The sequence below is a fragment of the Oleiphilus sp. HI0080 genome (assembly GCF_001635135.1).
On the sequence record NZ_LWFU01000424.1, the window covers coordinates 1 to 14,906 of the forward strand.

Genomic DNA, 14,906 nt, shown 5'->3' on the forward strand with positions numbered 1-14,906 from the left:
AAAAGTTGAGCAAGGCGTGAGTAAGCTCATCGCATCAAAAAATGAAAGCGCTGATATGGCGCTAGAAGCTCTATTGAATGGCGATCTGTACCGCCATAAAAAACAAAAACAACTTGTGGTACTCGAATCTAAGTCGAGTGAGGGTATGCAGGTTGTCTACTTAAATGAACCATCTAAATCGGAACTCATTACCAAAAAGCGGGCTATAAAACGCGTTCCTGTTAATAATAATCTGCGTCGTGAAATTCGGGCTTATCTCGCAGCCAAAAACCTCCAGCATAGTAATGTGGAGAAACGGCAAGCAGCGGTGGAGTCGTTACTCTCTGGTGCAGACGAAACAGCACTTGAAATTGTCCACGAGCAAAGACAAGTTGAGAAAAATGCAGACATACTGTTCTTGTTGGATAGCGTCATAGCGCTAGACTCACTAGAAAGCGAGAATACATCCATCAAGCTCAAGGCGATCGAAACGCTTTCCGAAAGCCTCCAACCTCAAGTGCGAAACCGACTACAAAAAGTTGTTGAAAAGGGTGAGGCACCTTTCTCCGCAGCAGCCGAAAAAGCGCTCGCAAAAATACAGGATAAAGCCGAGTTTTACGGCTGGATGGAGACCATCTTTTTTGGTCTAAGTCTTGGGTCGGTATTGGTGCTTGCGGCGATTGGGCTCGCGATTACCTTTGGTGTAATGGGCTGTATCAATATGGCGCACGGCGAATTGATCATGATAGGCGCTTATACAACCTATGTGATTCAGTTGCTCATGCCGGATTCGATTGGCGCATCCATTATTGTTGCGATTCCGGCCGCTTTTGTCGTATCCGGTTTGGTGGGTATTGCTATTGAGCGTGGTGTGATTCAGTTTTTAAAAGGACGACCTTTAGAAACGCTATTGGCGACGTTCGGCATCAGTTTAGTATTGCAGCAAGCGGTGCGTAGTATCTTTTCGCCTCTTAATCGCAGCGTAGAGACACCAGAGTGGATGTCTGGCTCGATTGATATCAACCCGATTTTCTCCCTCACGCTAAACAGGTTGTACATCATTATTTTTTGTTTGGCTGTGTTTGCATTGTTGTTCTTTATCCTCAAAAAGACGGTTCTTGGTCTTCAGGTACGTGCAGTGTCGCAGAATAGAGAAATGGCGCGTGCAATGGGTGTACGTTCGGAGTGGGTGGACGCATTGACGTTCGGATTAGGCTCCGGGATTGCGGGAGTTGCGGGAGTAGCGCTTAGTCAATTGACAAACGTTGGCCCTAACTTAGGTCAGTCTTATATCATTGACTCCTTCATGGTTGTCGTTTTTGGTGGTGTAGGAAACCTATGGGGAACGTTGGTGGCTGGCATGTCTTTAGGTGTGGCCAACAAACTTCTGGAACCTGTTTCCGGTGCTGTGCTTGCCAAGATTCTTGTGCTGGTATTTATCATTCTGTTCATACAGAAAAAACCGCGCGGCTTGTTCCCGCAAAAAGGTCGAGCAGCGGAGGCTTAAGATGTTAACTTCAAAAAATATGAATCAGAACGTGGTTTTCGATAGAGCGACGAAAACGTTTTTGGCGGTCCTCGCGGCAGTCACCGTATTAGTCATCATTTGCAATACGGTTTTCTCTCCAGGCAGTGCGCTGCATATACCAACTTACACCGTAACCTTGCTGGGCAAGTATCTTACTTTTGCGCTTCTCGCTGTAGCCGTCGATTTGATCTGGGGTTATTTGGGAATACTTAGCTTAGGCCATGGTGCGTTCTTCGCGCTCGGTGGTTATGCGATGGGTATGTATCTTATGCGGCAGATCGGAGACCGAGGTGTATATGGCGACCCTTTATTGCCGGATTTTATGGTGTTCCTTAATTGGAGCGAGTTACCTTGGTTTTGGCAAGGGTTCGATCAATTTTGGTTTGCTGCATTAATGGTAGTCGTTGCACCTGGTGTGCTGGCTTTTGTTTTCGGGTGGCTCGCTTTTCGGTCGCGAGTGACAGGCGTGTATCTGTCGATCATTACCCAGGCGCTTACATTTGCATTGATGTTGGCGTTTTATCGAAACGAAATGGGCTTTGGTGGTAACAATGGCTTAACCGATTTCAAAGACATTTTAGGTTTTGATTTACAATCTGACGCGACACGACTGACGTTATTTACTCTGTCGGCCGTTGCTTTGGCCTTTGGTTATCTTGCTTGTCGCTTTATTGTCACGTCAAAGCTGGGGCGTGTAGCAATGGCGATTCGTGATGCTGAGTCTCGAACCCGCTTTATTGGCTACAAAGTAGAGAATTTCAAACTATGGATTTGGACCTTCTCTGCGGCGCTAGCAGGCATTGCCGGTGCTTTGTATGTGCCTCAAGTAGGCATCATTAATCCAAATGAATTCTCACCGTTAAATTCCATTGAGCTCGTCGTCTGGGTCGCGTTAGGTGGCCGGGCTACGCTTTACGGTGCGGTCGTTGGTGCGATCGCGGTGAATTACGCGAAGACGTATTTTACTGGCGTATTGCCGGAAGTATGGCTGTTTGCTCTCGGCGGCTTGTTTGTGATTACAACAATCTTCTTACCCAAAGGCATTGCTGGCCTAATCGGACGTAAGGAGGCTGCAGCATGAGCAATCCAATCATGAATTATATCGATGCGGTGAGAGACAAAGATCACGTATTCGATTTCATACAACCAACTGAGAACCCCGATCTTGATGTACGGAAGGGCTGCATTCTTTATATGGAAGACGTCAGCGTGAGCTTTGATGGTTTCAAGGCAATCAACGATTTAAATCTTTATATAAACGAGGGCGAGCTTCGCTGCATCATCGGCCCTAACGGCGCTGGAAAAACCACGATGATGGATATCATCACCGGCAAAACCCAGCCCGATACGGGAAGCGTGTATTTCGGGCAGAAGATCAATCTTCTTAAGATGACCGAGCCAGAAATCGCAGAGGCCGGGATTGGCCGTAAATTCCAAAAACCCACGGTCTTCGAAGAGCTAAGTGTTTTCGAGAACCTTGAGCTGTCGATGGCAGGCAACAAAGCGGTCTTAGGTAATCTTTTTGCGAAGCTGACTTCGGAGCAATTGCTATTAATTGAGGAAACGCTTGAGCTCATTGGCTTGCAAGATGAAGGTTTAAAACGCGCTGGCTCGTTGTCGCACGGTCAGAAGCAGTGGCTAGAAATAGGCATGCTGATTATGCAAAAACCACGATTGTTGCTCGTAGATGAACCAGTGGCTGGCATGACGCATCAGGAGATGGATAGAACCGCAGAACTTCTAATTTCCTTGGAGGGCAAGCACTCCGTCGTGGTCGTTGAGCATGATATGGACTTTGTCCGCTCAATTGCTCGAACCGTCACAGTGCTTCATCAAGGTTCTGTTTTGGCAGAGGGAAGCATGGACGATGTCCAAAACAACCCGCGCGTTAAAGAAGTCTATCTCGGAGAGTAACCATGCTACAAATATCAAACCTGAATCAATTTTATGGTGAGAGCCATACTCTTTGGGATCTGGACATCGAGATCGAGGCGGGCAAGTGTACATGTTTAATGGGACGAAATGGTGTCGGAAAAACGACACTGTTGTCCTGTGTCATGGGCTTACTAAAGCCTGCAAGCGGGACAATTATGTTCGATGGCATTGATCTAACAAAAATTTCAGCAGAAGGGCGCGCGCCCGCTGGAATCGGGTACGTGCCGCAGGGAAGACAGATTTTCCCCATGCTCACAGTTGAAGAAAATCTTCAGATCGGCTTGCCAATTCGAAAAGACAAGGCGAAGCAAATCCCTGACTTCATTTATGAGCTATTCCCAGTCTTGCATGACATGAGGCACCGAAGAGGTGGCGACTTAAGTGGCGGCCAGCAGCAGCAACTAGCGATTGGTCGTGCTCTTGTTATTGACCCTAAGCTTTTGATTCTCGATGAGCCGACTGAAGGGATTCAACCAAACATTGTGCAAGAGATTGGAGACATAATTCGTAAACTGAACAGAGATATTGGCTTGACAGTTCTTTTGGTCGAACAAAAATTGCCCTTTGTTAGAAGAACCTCCGATAACTTTATTATTATGGATCGAGGACGCAAAGTAGCGACGGGAGATTTAACCGAACTCAACGATGATCTGGTGCGAAAATATTTAACCGTATAGACTAAACCTACTTTAGAGTAAGCAATAAAAATATGAGTTTAGTCGTCGAGAGCAAGCATCCAGAAGCGGCAACCTATGGCAATAATCGAGCGTGGAAAGCGAGACTCGCGCTTGGTTATCGTCAACGGTCCGATAAAACGGTTTTATCCAAAATGCAGTTTGAAGGACCGCTAAGAGTGCAAAGGCCGTTTTACCCTGAACACGGTCGATGCCACACCTACCTGCTTCACCCCCCTGGAGGCATGGTGAGCGGCGATCAAATTGATATCGACGTTTCGGTCGACTCTAATGCTAATGCTTTCATTACTACTCCGTCCGCGGGAAAGATATATTCGGCCGATAGTGCAAACGTCGTGCAGACCCAGAACATACAGCTGTCGGTTAGTGACGGTGCTTCTCTTGAATTTCTGCCTCAAGAGAATATTTTGTTTAACGGTGCAAATGCTCGACTCTCAACGACAATTGAGGTGTCCGCAAAGGGCAGATTGATTGCTTGGGATATGGTGAGCTTTGGTCGGCCTTATGGCGGTTACTGGTTTGATTCCGGGAGCCTTTCGCAGCAGATCTCGATTTCCATTGAGGGCGATTTAGTGTTGCATGAAGGCTTTCGCACCGATCCCGAGCTGGTCATTCTCGAGAGCTCTGTGGGGCTAATGGGCTACAAGCACATGGGGAGCTTGTTCATTGCCGTACCCGAAGAAGAGGACTTATACAAAACGTGGGTAGAATTGATTCGGCAGCATATGAGTGCGCTGGACATTAAGGATACGAGCATTGGTGCTACACACAGACACAAACTCCTAATCGTGCGCGCTTTATCGCAAGACGTGGAGCAATTACGGAATACCTTCATTTCAATTTGGCAGCATATACGCCCCCAAGTTTTGGGCGCAGAGCCAATTATGCCGCGCATCTGGCTCACCTAATACCGGAGAACATTCATGGAATTGAGTCCTAGAGAAAAAGACAAGTTACTGATTTTTACCGCCGCATTGCTCGCCGAGCGTCGTAAGGAAAGGGGTGTAAAATTAAATTATCCCGAAGCGGTCGCACTCATATCCGCAGCAATAATGGAAGGCGCTCGTGATGGCAAAACAGTCGCGGAGTTGATGAGCGAAGGCCGTAATATTCTGAATGCTGAGGACGTCATGGATGGTATCGCAGACATGCTCCATGAAGTTCAAGTTGAGGCAACGTTTCCAGACGGGACAAAGCTCGTCACTGTCCACAATCCAATCGTTTAGGAGTCACTATGAAACCAGGCGAATATTTTATTCAGGATGGTGAGATTGAGCTAAATGCCGGTCGTACCGCCACCGAGATCAAAGTTGCAAATACTGGAGACCGACCAATTCAAGTTGGATCTCATTATCACTTTGCCGAAACCAATCTTGCGCTGGAGTTCGATAGAGTTTTAGCGACAGGAAAACGGCTCGATATCCCTGCCGGTACAGCTGTTCGTTTTGAGCCAGGTCAGTCCAGGACTGTTCAACTTGTTGACTATGCGGGAAAACGAGAAATCTTTGGGTTTCGTGGCGATGTGATGGGTAAGGTCTAGGGAGAGATGTATGAGCAAGATTAGCAGGCAGGCGTATGCCAACATGTTCGGCCCTACTACCGGTGACCGAGTGCGTTTAGGTGATACAGAGATCATTATCGAAGTTGAGAAAGACTTAACCAACTACGGTGATGAGGTAAAATTCGGTGGGGGAAAGGTCATTCGCGATGGCATGGGCCAAAGCCAAGCCCTTGCAAGCGAGGTGGTTGATACAGTTATTACCAACGCGCTGATTCTGGATCATTGGGGGATCGTTAAAGCTGACGTCGGTATTAAAGAAGGCCGCATTGTTGCGATAGGTAAGGCCGGAAATCCTGACACGCAAGAAGGCGTAACCATGAATGTTGGTCCGGGAACGGAAGTGATCGCAGGGGAGGGGCAGATACTCACGGCCGGCGGCGTCGACGCGCACATTCACTTTATTTGTCCGCAACAGGTCGAAGAAGCCTTGATGTCCGGCACCACAACGATGCTTGGTGGTGGGACAGGGCCTGCCACAGGAACTAACGCCACAACCTGCACGCCAGGGCCATGGCATATCAAAAAGATGCTGCAGGCAACGGACGATTTGCCAATGAATTTCGGGTTTCTTGGTAAGGGAAATGTCAGCCAACCGGAACCAATTGCTGAGCAAATCAAAGCAGGCGCATTTGGCCTGAAGCTCCACGAAGATTGGGGTACGACACCGGCCTCGATCGACAACTGCTTGTCGGTCGCCGAGGAATATGATGTTCAAGTCGCGATCCACACAGACACTCTAAATGAATCGGGGTTTGTAGAAGACACGATCGCTGCATTCAAAGGGCGTGGTATTCATACTTATCATACCGAGGGCGCAGGCGGCGGTCATGCCCCCGACATTATCAAAGCATGCGGTTACGATAACGTGTTGCCTTCATCGACGAATCCGACTCGACCCTACACCGTCAACACGATAGACGAGCACCTCGATATGCTGATGGTTTGCCATCACCTCGACCCAGATATCCCCGAGGACGTTGCATTTGCCGATTCCCGAATTCGAAAAGAGACGATAGCCGCAGAGGATATTCTGCATGATCTGGGCGCGTTCTCGATGATTGCCTCCGATTCTCAGGCGATGGGGCGTGTTGGTGAGGTGATTAGCCGGACATGGCAAACAGCCCACAAAATGAAAGTACAACGCGGCTTGCTAACAGAAGATCAGGAGCTTGGTTGCGATAACTTTCGTGCCAAGCGTTATATAGCAAAATACACGATCAACCCGGCAATCACGCATGGCATCGCACATGAGGTGGGTAGTTTAGAAGTAGGGAAATTAGCCGATTTGGTGCTCTGGAAACCAGCGTTCTTCGCAACGAAACCTAGCCTGATACTGAAAGGCGGCATGATCGCGGCAGCGCCAATGGGTGATCCGAATGCATCCATCCCAACACCACAACCTGTGCATTATCGGCCGATGTTTGGTTCGATGGGGCGCGCGGTAAACGCAACATCTTTAACATTTGTATCTCAAGCAGCGGTCGACGATAACATTAAACAAAAATACGGGCTTAACCGGGAAGTCAGTGCCTGTAAGTCGGTAAGGAATGTTCGTAAGCAAGACATGATTCATAATGCGGCGATGCCTGTCATCGAGGTAGATGCTCAAAACTATGAAGTGAAGGCTGATGGTGTACTTTTAGAGTGTGAGCCTCTGGCGGAGTTGCCTTTGTCTCAGCGGTACTATTTGTTTTAGAGCGAGTTAGGATAATAATGATTGAAGTCGTAAAAAAGCTCCATCTTCATGGCGCTCCCCCGAGAGAACCTGAGCTGACCGTCGTTCTCGACTATGATCAGCGCACTAAGGGCCGCTTGAAAGCGACGGCTGTTAGCGGTGAACCTCTTGGCCTCTTCCTCGAACGAGGCAAGGTGCTTCGTGATGGGGATGTTCTAGAGTGCTCTTCTGGTGAGTTGGTGCTTGTAAAATCTGCGAACGAAACCCTTGTTGAGGCCACTTGTGACGATTGGCTTACCTTCAGTAAATGCTGCTACCACCTCGGGAATCGCCATGTCCCCATTCAAGTAGAAGCGCTGCGTTTACGAATGCGTCCAGACTATATTTTAGAAGATATGTTGAAGCAGCTCGGCATGCGTACAACTACCGTCTCCGCCGGCTTCGATCCCGAACAGGGTGCATATGCAGGCGGACACCATCATCACTAAAGGGTACGTGTAATGGCGAATCTGCTTGGACTACTCTATTTGGCAAGCCCAACCTTACCAATCGGTTCTTTTGCTTATTCTCAAGGTCTAGAGAAAGCGATCGAAAATGAAGCTGTAAGCGATAGAGAGAGCTTGCTTAAATGGTGCAGGGACTTCATGTCGATAGGGCTAGCGTATCTTGATCTCCCTTTGCTTAGGCAGATCAACCAGGCAATTAGGGAAGTTAATCAGCGACAGCTGGATTCCATTAATCAAGTGGTATTTGCGAGTCGCGAAACGGCCGAACTGTACATGGAAGAGGTAAACTTGGGTCAGAGCTTGAAAAGGCTGATTATGACGCAAGAGTTAAAGGTTGAGGGCATGGACATGCCGCAAAAGCCTAGTTTTCTTGTTGGCTATGCTTGGGCGGCGAATGCCTTAGATCTATCGCAAGAAGAGTTGGAGACGGCGTTTCTTTGGAGTTGGTTAGAGAACCAGACGGCCGTAGCGTGTAAAGCGATTCCATTAGGTCAAACGGACGCGCAAGCTATTCTGCTTGCATTGCGTCCAGTCATTTCACATGTTGTTGGAAGTACTCGTTCTGAGATCGCGGGCTCACTACCTGGACAGGTTTTGTTCAGTGCACAGCATGAAACACAATATTCAAGATTATTTAGGAGTTAATATGACAACACAATGTCTTCGTGTCGGCATTGGTGGGCCTGTCGGGTCGGGCAAGACCGCGCTTTTGAAAAACCTTTGTGCCGAGCTACGCAACCGCTACAACATGGCGGTCGTGACAAATGACATTTATACAAAAGAAGATGCGCAGTTTTTGCTGAGGCATGAGGCATTAGAGGAAGACCGGATCATGGGCGTTGAAACGGGTGGCTGTCCGCATACCGCGATTCGTGAGGATGCTTCCATGAATTTGGCGGCAATTGACGAGCTTCAGGCTCGGCATGATGGCCTTGAGCTCGTGTTCGTTGAAAGTGGTGGTGATAATTTAAGCGCAACCTTTAGTCCTGAATTATCCGATCTGACAATCTACGTGATTGATGTGTGCGCGGGAGATAAGATTCCGCGTAAGGGCGGACCTGGTATTACCAAATCTGACTTATTGATTATTAATAAGATTGATCTTGCTCAGCAGGTAAACGCTTCTCTTGAAGTGATGGAGCGTGATGCTACAGCGCAGCGAGGCGATAAACCCTTCATTTTTACCAATATGAACACGAAGCAGGGCGTTGATACGATTATTGCCTTTATCCAAGATAGAGGAATGCTTAGACCAGCCTAGCCTCCACACCCTCGAGTGAGATCTTTGTCACACACTTGATCTCACTCACTTCACTCTATATGGCTAAGTAATCGCGGTTTATGTTAAAGTTTGTAACAGCGTGCAGCCTCTGCTCTTCCTCAAGTTGACGCTTAGAACATAAAAATAAATGAACCGTTGATAAAGTTGTCCAACATGATCTCGATGAAAGCTCAAGCCAAAAAGACGGCGCTGTGCGTTGCGATTGCAAGCGCGTCAGGTATCGTCGTGGCGGAACTCCAACCTCTTGATGAAGTGGCGTTAAACAATATCAGGGGGCAGGCTGGGCTCACTATCGATATCGAGACGAAGCATACCATCGGCGAATTTGAATACGTTGATGCGGGCAGCTTGTTCATTCGTGATATGAGTTTTGGCGGCATCGACGGCGGCTTTGCTGATAATCTTCGAGCAAAAATAGATATTTCTGGTCCTAACGAGCGTATTCAGAAAGGTTTTTCTGATTACGTAGTGTGGTCTGAGCTCGGATTCTTAGACCCCAATGAGGCCGATGTTGCTTGGGCTACGGCAAAATATAAAGATCAGAGTACCGGCGAAATCGGAGAAGTGCTGGGGGACGGCGATTTATTGATCCATGTTAGTGCTACGGATTTCGGTTATTTTTCTCCCGATGGGCTCACTAAGAATACCACTGCAGATTATGCAGACAATCTTGAGATGATGAAAAATTCTATCGACTTTAAGATTACGCAGGGTGAGCTCGGACTTCGATCTTCAGATGGATCTCAAGAAACCGTGTTGACTCGTAATCTTTCGATTGAGGCCTATCTCGGTTATCTCGATATTATGATCACCAATGACGGCAATGGTTTCTCCCAAACTGATGAAGAAGGGGAGCCCGACGGAATCCGATTGGGTGATTCTCATATTGCAATCGACGTAAAATTCCGCGTTGAAGACTTGGATGTTGATAGCACTAATAATGCGACCAATACATTTATTGATCGAAATGTGACCAATCCATACCTCACACTAAGAGATATGCGTATTCACAACGAGCGGGGCGCAGATACCTTAGGCAGTTTTGGCTTTGCCAGTGTTGAGCAAAAGATTGCTGCAGCGACGGACATTATTCCCGCATACAGTGAGTTAGGGGCGATAGCCGGGGGCGGGCCTGCTGACATCAAGGACTATGGTGTTGACGGTGTTTCAATTTATGATATCAATGTGCGCTGGGACTGGGACTTACCCCATATTCAGTTTGGTGACACTGAAACCAGTATTGGTGAAGTATACTTCACTGATTTCGTGATCCACGGAACCAATCTAACGATTTCAGCGCACTAGTGGCGGGACGAAGCTAAGCTCGACTCAAGAAGCTTAGTTCGCTGGCCGCTCCGTCATATACCTCTCAACAGTGTCTATAATCGCCTGAGTGCTTGGATCGATTTCAATATTAACGCTCGTACCTTCCTGTAACTGGCCAAAAGTGGTCACTTCTAGCGTCTCTGGAATAAGGTGGACGCTAAAGCGTTCGGTGACCTCAGCGCCAATGGTGAGACTGCATCCATTGATCCCAATATATCCTTTGGGTAGAACATAACGCTGAAGTTTGTTCGGGCATTCGAAAATGAGCTCACAGTTTGTCTCTGTTTCGTTACGACCTAACAGTTTAACGGTTGAACTTATGTGGCCGCTCATCATGTGGCCACCAATCTCATCACCAATTTTCGCAGCCCTTTCAAAGTTCGTGATTGAGCCGACAGCAAGCTCCCCAAGGTTTGTCACATTCAGCGATTCTTTCATGACGTCAAAACGTGCAACTGAGAGTGCGGTATCGAATGTCGTAACAGTTAAGCAGCAACCGTTAATCGCGATACTGGCCCCGCGCTGCAAGCCGCTTAAGGCGTCCGGGGGGAATCGGAATGTTATTGAGCTCAGAGCGTCACGTTTTTCTATCGCTGTCACTTCTGATTTACCTTGGACGATACCAGTAAACATGGCGTTTGCTCCTTTGGGCTAAAAAATCGAACAGTAATTATGCTTCGTATTGCATTAAAGAATCCGTCTATTCTACCGATATAACCTATTAAGAGCATTAAGGAAGTAGTGCGTGTCGAAAGCAAATCCAGAGAATCAAAATGCGGTAGCTTCAGGGTTGCTTAGAAACGAAGTGCCGCCTCAAAAACGAGCAGAAGCCTCACGTCCCGAGTCAGAAGAGCGCGGTGTTCGGAATATTCGTAGCAGAACACCTAATGCGGATAAAAAACCCGCTTTTGGTGTGAAAGATCCCGCAGCCGATCAAGACAAGCCGCCCGCAGGCAGTGCAGCCACGCTTAAATTAAAAGACGGACCTATTGATGAAGAGACACTTCATGATTTCGCCACGCAGAAGCGACTTTTGGCAAGTTGTGAGCGCGTCAATCTAGTAAACCTTCAAGTTTTGAGTATGGAAGGGTACCCCGATAATTGGAGCATTGATTCTGCCCGCAAAACGAGAGATTTGCTGATTATGGGTGGAAGTATCGCTCTTGGCATATTTATCATTGGACTTGGGGGGCTTCTACCGGCTGCGGTTTCGGGCATAGCGTTAGGGCTGAGCGCGTTGATGATGTTTCTGGCTTTCTCAACGGTTCAGAGTGCGTTTACTAATCGACCCTCTTTAACTGAGTTGATGTCACGGCGACAAAAAATTACGCGTGGAGCGCGTGGTCATGTCGCATTTTTAGAGGGGAATGGTGGCTTGGCGTGGCGTTGCGAAGCGCTGGGTAAATACAATCGGCATTTGTATAACCAACAATTCACAGTGCTTCTTAGATATTCAAAGGCGGGAAAATTAGCGTTCGCTTTGCAGACGCCGCGGCACTTTCGGCTTTACCTCATGTTTATGATTGAAGCGCAAAAAGCCTATAAGAAATTACAAACAATCTACTTGAGCGAAGGCTTTTCACTAGCTGATACCTAGTCGCCATATCTTGGGCAACCAACTTGACATGCCTTGTATCCAAACGTATGTTTAAAACAGTTGTTTAGAATAGATTGCCTAAAAATGCCACAAGTAGATACGGTCGACAAAATACTGGATGCCGCGGAACTATTATTCGCTGAAAAAGGCTTTTCAGAAACCTCCCTTCGCATGATTACGAGCAAGGCTAACGTGAACCTTGCCGCAGTAAATTATCATTTTGGTTCAAAGAATGCTTTGATCCAAGCCGTTTTTTCACGCTTCCTAGGGCCCTTAAGTGAGATTATGGAAAAGGCGTCCGTTGAAAATGGCTGGGGCGTAGACAACATCCCAAGTCTCGAAGAGATTTTAAAGCTTTATACAAAGAGCTTGTTGAAAATACCTACTAGTCATGAAAATGGTGTCGCGATTTTTATGCGCCTAATGGGCTTGGCGTACACTCAATCACAAGGCCACCTGCGGCGCTATTTGGAGGCAGAGTATGCGAAAACGTTTCGATTATTTCTAGAGTTGATCCGTTTGAGCACACCCGGCTTAACCCTTAAAGAACGATTCTGGCGTACTCAATTTACGCTTGGATCCGTTGCCTTCACGATGTCTAGTCTGCAGCCTCTGACTGAAATACTAGAAAACAGTAAATCTGCAAAAGCAAATCCTGAAGAAGTTGTAGAGCTTCTTGTCCCGTTTATTCTAGCGGGTCTGACGGCACCACCAATGGATGTTAATTAAGTAGATTCTTGCTCGCACTGTTGCTAGTCTGGCGCTGTTTCTCTGGCGAGTCACTTATGATTACCCAAATCCTCATCAGTATTAGTCAACAAACACTGGAGCTTCGCTCCACAGCGTTGCGAAAAACTTACCCGATATCCACCGCTAAGAACGGGGTCGGGCAGCAAGAAGGATCTTTCGCTACGCCTCTCGGAATACACCTCGTGAAGGACAAGTTTGGCTACCAACTACCAACTAACACTGTTTTTGTCGGACGAGAGCCGCAAGTAGCGCTTTTCTCTCCTGAACTCGAAGCAGAGAATCCAGACAAGGATTGGATTTTGTCGCGAATTCTGTGGCTCAGTGGTTGTGAACCAGGATTAAATCGCTTAGGCGATGTGGATACGAAAACGAGATACATCTACATCCACGGAACGCCAGATTCCCAGCCGATGTCTATCCCTGCGTCTCATGGCTGTATCAGAATGCGCACTTATGATGTCGCTGAGCTATTTTCGCACACACCTATTTACACCCAAGTCATAATAAAAGAGTAGAAATGCATATCGAACCTAAGCTTGGTCCGGTCATGATTGACTTTGAAGGCCTTCACTTAACAACATCCGAGATTAGTCGTCTTGTCGACCCTCTAGTCGGCGGTGTCATTTTATTTACGCGTAACTTCGAATCACAAGCACAGCTTGCTTCTTTGATTGGCCAAATTCGCGCTGCCAGAAGAGACGTTATTATTGCCGTTGACCATGAAGGAGGACGCGTGCAGCGTTTTCGCGAAGGTTTTACGAAGCTACCATGCATGCAAACACTCGGGATGGCGTATGAAATTAACAAGGAAAACGCACTCCGCGACGCAAAAGAACTCGGTTGGTTAATGGCGTCGGAGTTGCGCGCTTTCGATATCGATATTAGCTTTGCACCGGTCATGGATAGAGATTACGGTATTTCTGATGTGATCGGTGATCGCGCATTTTCGTCTGATCCAACCATTATTGTAGCGCTATGTTCTGCGTTTATCGCCGGTATGCATGAAGCTGGTATGGCGAGCACGGGAAAGCATTTTCCTGGGCATGGCGCGGTGAGCGCAGACTCGCACGTAGACATTCCGGTTGACGGTCGATCACTTGAGGAAATTACGTCTCACGATATGCGTATCTTCAAAGAGATGTGCGAGCATGGCATGGATGCTGTTATGCCGGCACATGTTATTTATCCAAAGGTTGACGACCAACCCGCCGGGTTTTCGCGCATATGGATTGATATTTTGAGAAACGATTGTCAGTTTAGTGGCGTTATATTCAGCGATGACTTGTCAATGGAGGGCGCTACTGTAGCAGGAGGCTTTGAGGCACGTGCGGATGCGGCGTTGTCAGCAGGGTGCGATATGGTTTTAGTGTGCAACAACCCTCTCGCTGCAGACGCGGTGGTTACACACCTAGCTGATTTTGAGTCAAGCGCCCAATCTAGCGCCCGCTTAACTAATATGCTTGGCAAGACACGTATAGGATGGGCTGAGCTCAGGCAAACGGAACGTTGGCGTAACGCCGTAAAACTTGCAAACCAACTTAATTCTAGAGGAGCTTAGAGATGGATATTCTAGCTAGTTTGAATGCATTTTTAACTGGTTTGGGCTATGAGGATGCCGCAGCCCAAAGCGCGATAGAGATATTCGCAGTCGTGTTACTTACTGCGCTAGCTAGCTTCGTGTCAAAGCGCGTTTTTACGCATATTGAGCACCATTTTGAAAAGACTGAAAATCTTTGGGATGACGCACTGTTGCACGCTGCCCGGAGGCCAGCATCGCTTGCGATTTGGATTATTGGCCTTTCTATGGCGGCCTACACGGCCAACAGATATGCGGATATCGCGGCCTTCGATTTGGTAGAGCCGTTGCAGCGTATTGGTGTGATCTTCTGTCTTACTTGGTTCGTTGTCGGGTTTATCGCTCATACTGAGAACCTGCTTGTCGATCCCGAGCGCGTTCGAGAGCCTATGGATCAGACAACAGTCCATGCGCTCGGAAAGCTACTGCGTGCTTCGATTATCATTACGGCAGTGCTTGTTGCCCTGCAAACACTTGGTTTTAGTATCAGTGGTGT

Annotated in this window: 17 protein-coding genes and 1 pseudogene; 17 read left to right on the plus strand and 1 reads right to left on the minus strand. The window is 47.7% G+C overall.

The genetic code is table 11. The features are described from left to right. The 12 genes from urtB to A3751_RS08085 all read left to right on the plus strand — a co-directional run. On the plus strand, nt 1–1,486 hold a 1,486-nt coding region (gene urtB, locus A3751_RS08030; RefSeq protein ID WP_068454151.1), incomplete at its 5' end, for an urea ABC transporter permease subunit UrtB. A gap of 1 nt (nt 1,487) precedes the next feature. Next, nucleotides 1,488–2,588, plus strand: a complete 1,101-nt coding sequence (urtC, locus tag A3751_RS08035) for an urea ABC transporter permease subunit UrtC (RefSeq protein WP_082863120.1) — start codon at nt 1,488–1,490, stop codon at nt 2,586–2,588. 11 nt (nt 2,589–2,599) lie between these two features. Then, nucleotides 2,600–3,421 carry an urea ABC transporter ATP-binding protein UrtD gene (gene urtD / locus A3751_RS08040; protein WP_082863122.1) on the plus strand — a complete coding sequence of 274 codons (822 nt, stop codon included), beginning with the start codon at nt 2,600–2,602 and terminating at the stop codon, nt 3,419–3,421. A 2-nt stretch (nt 3,422–3,423) separates the two neighbouring features. Further along, nucleotides 3,424–4,119: an urea ABC transporter ATP-binding subunit UrtE gene (gene urtE, locus A3751_RS08045; RefSeq protein WP_068454157.1), complete on the plus strand. Its 696-nt coding sequence runs from the start codon at nt 3,424–3,426 to the stop codon at nt 4,117–4,119. A 32-nt stretch (nt 4,120–4,151) separates the two neighbouring features. Continuing rightward, a complete protein-coding gene (locus tag A3751_RS08050) occupies nt 4,152–5,045 on the plus strand; it encodes an urease accessory protein UreD (RefSeq protein ID WP_068454161.1) in 894 nt (297 codons plus the stop codon). Nucleotides 5,046–5,060: 15 nt separating this feature from the next. Beyond that, nucleotides 5,061–5,363: an urease subunit gamma gene (gene ureA / locus A3751_RS08055; RefSeq protein WP_068454164.1), complete on the plus strand. Its 303-nt coding sequence runs from the start codon at nt 5,061–5,063 to the stop codon at nt 5,361–5,363. An 8-nt stretch (nt 5,364–5,371) separates the two neighbouring features. Beyond that, entirely contained in the window at nt 5,372–5,677 is a 306-nt protein-coding gene (locus tag A3751_RS08060) for an urease subunit beta (RefSeq protein WP_068454167.1), read from the plus strand. Nucleotides 5,678–5,687: 10 nt separating this feature from the next. Beyond that, nucleotides 5,688–7,394, plus strand: a complete 1,707-nt coding sequence (gene ureC, locus A3751_RS08065) for an urease subunit alpha (RefSeq protein WP_068454170.1) — start codon at nt 5,688–5,690, stop codon at nt 7,392–7,394. A 17-nt stretch (nt 7,395–7,411) separates the two neighbouring features. Next, on the plus strand, nt 7,412–7,861 hold the full coding sequence (gene ureE / locus A3751_RS08070; RefSeq protein ID WP_068454172.1) for an urease accessory protein UreE: 450 nt from the start codon (nt 7,412–7,414) through the stop codon (nt 7,859–7,861). A 12-nt stretch (nt 7,862–7,873) separates the two neighbouring features. Then, nucleotides 7,874–8,524, plus strand: a complete 651-nt coding sequence (locus tag A3751_RS08075) for an urease accessory protein UreF (protein WP_068451787.1) — start codon at nt 7,874–7,876, stop codon at nt 8,522–8,524. Between the two features lies 1 nt (nt 8,525). Continuing rightward, nucleotides 8,526–9,140 (plus strand): urease accessory protein UreG, encoded by a 615-nt coding sequence (gene ureG / locus A3751_RS08080; RefSeq protein ID WP_068454174.1) that lies wholly within the window; start codon nt 8,526–8,528, stop codon nt 9,138–9,140. Between the two features lie 174 nt (nt 9,141–9,314). Continuing rightward, complete coding sequence (locus A3751_RS08085; protein WP_068454176.1) at nt 9,315–10,466, plus strand: DUF6160 family protein; 1,152 nt, start codon at nt 9,315–9,317, stop codon at nt 10,464–10,466. A gap of 33 nt (nt 10,467–10,499) precedes the next feature. Here A3751_RS08085 and A3751_RS08090 read toward each other — a convergent pair whose 3' ends face one another. Then, complete coding sequence (locus tag A3751_RS08090; RefSeq protein ID WP_068454178.1) at nt 10,500–11,120, minus strand: riboflavin synthase; 621 nt, start codon at nt 11,118–11,120, stop codon at nt 10,500–10,502. Between the two features lie 112 nt (nt 11,121–11,232). On the opposite strand from A3751_RS08090, the gene A3751_RS08095 reads away from it, so the two are divergent. From A3751_RS08095 to A3751_RS08115, 5 genes and pseudogenes are all read left to right on the plus strand, one after another. After that, the gene (locus tag A3751_RS08095) at nt 11,233–12,084 is read left to right on the plus strand and encodes a hypothetical protein (protein ID WP_068454181.1); all 852 of its coding nucleotides are present in this window, start codon (nt 11,233–11,235) and stop codon (nt 12,082–12,084) included. 84 nt (nt 12,085–12,168) lie between these two features. Then, nucleotides 12,169–12,813, plus strand: coding sequence for a TetR/AcrR family transcriptional regulator (locus A3751_RS08100; RefSeq protein ID WP_068454184.1), 645 nt, complete (start codon nt 12,169–12,171; stop codon nt 12,811–12,813). 56 nt (nt 12,814–12,869) lie between these two features. Continuing rightward, nucleotides 12,870–13,349: a L,D-transpeptidase gene (locus A3751_RS08105; protein ID WP_068454188.1), complete on the plus strand. Its 480-nt coding sequence runs from the start codon at nt 12,870–12,872 to the stop codon at nt 13,347–13,349. 2 nt (nt 13,350–13,351) lie between these two features. Next, nucleotides 13,352–14,392 carry a beta-N-acetylhexosaminidase gene (gene nagZ, locus A3751_RS08110; protein ID WP_068454191.1) on the plus strand — a complete coding sequence of 347 codons (1,041 nt, stop codon included), beginning with the start codon at nt 13,352–13,354 and terminating at the stop codon, nt 14,390–14,392. A gap of 2 nt (nt 14,393–14,394) precedes the next feature. Next, nucleotides 14,395–14,906: pseudogene (locus tag A3751_RS08115) on the plus strand (mechanosensitive ion channel family protein); the annotation flags it as partial.

Bases quoted from the DNA above. Each gene is read 5' to 3' on its own strand.
- urtD (WP_082863122.1), top strand. From the start codon at position 2,600: ATGAATTATATCGATGCGGTGAGAGACAAAGATCACGTATTCGATTTC.
- ureC (WP_068454170.1), top strand. From the start codon at position 5,688: ATGAGCAAGATTAGCAGGCAGGCGTATGCCAACATGTTCGGCCCTACT.
- A3751_RS08075 (WP_068451787.1), top strand. From the start codon at position 7,874: ATGGCGAATCTGCTTGGACTACTCTATTTGGCAAGCCCAACCTTACCA.
- A3751_RS08085 (WP_068454176.1), top strand. From the start codon at position 9,315: ATGATCTCGATGAAAGCTCAAGCCAAAAAGACGGCGCTGTGCGTTGCG.
- A3751_RS08060 (WP_068454167.1), top strand. From the start codon at position 5,372: ATGAAACCAGGCGAATATTTTATTCAGGATGGTGAGATTGAGCTAAAT.
- ureA (WP_068454164.1), top strand. From the start codon at position 5,061: ATGGAATTGAGTCCTAGAGAAAAAGACAAGTTACTGATTTTTACCGCC.
- urtE (WP_068454157.1), top strand. From the start codon at position 3,424: ATGCTACAAATATCAAACCTGAATCAATTTTATGGTGAGAGCCATACT.
- ureE (WP_068454172.1), top strand. From the start codon at position 7,412: ATGATTGAAGTCGTAAAAAAGCTCCATCTTCATGGCGCTCCCCCGAGA.
- A3751_RS08105 (WP_068454188.1), top strand. From the start codon at position 12,870: ATGATTACCCAAATCCTCATCAGTATTAGTCAACAAACACTGGAGCTT.
- urtC (WP_082863120.1), top strand. From the start codon at position 1,488: ATGTTAACTTCAAAAAATATGAATCAGAACGTGGTTTTCGATAGAGCG.
- A3751_RS08100 (WP_068454184.1), top strand. From the start codon at position 12,169: ATGCCACAAGTAGATACGGTCGACAAAATACTGGATGCCGCGGAACTA.
- A3751_RS08090 (WP_068454178.1), bottom strand. From the start codon at position 11,120: ATGTTTACTGGTATCGTCCAAGGTAAATCAGAAGTGACAGCGATAGAA.
- nagZ (WP_068454191.1), top strand. From the start codon at position 13,352: ATGCATATCGAACCTAAGCTTGGTCCGGTCATGATTGACTTTGAAGGC.
- A3751_RS08050 (WP_068454161.1), top strand. From the start codon at position 4,152: ATGAGTTTAGTCGTCGAGAGCAAGCATCCAGAAGCGGCAACCTATGGC.
- ureG (WP_068454174.1), top strand. From the start codon at position 8,526: ATGACAACACAATGTCTTCGTGTCGGCATTGGTGGGCCTGTCGGGTCG.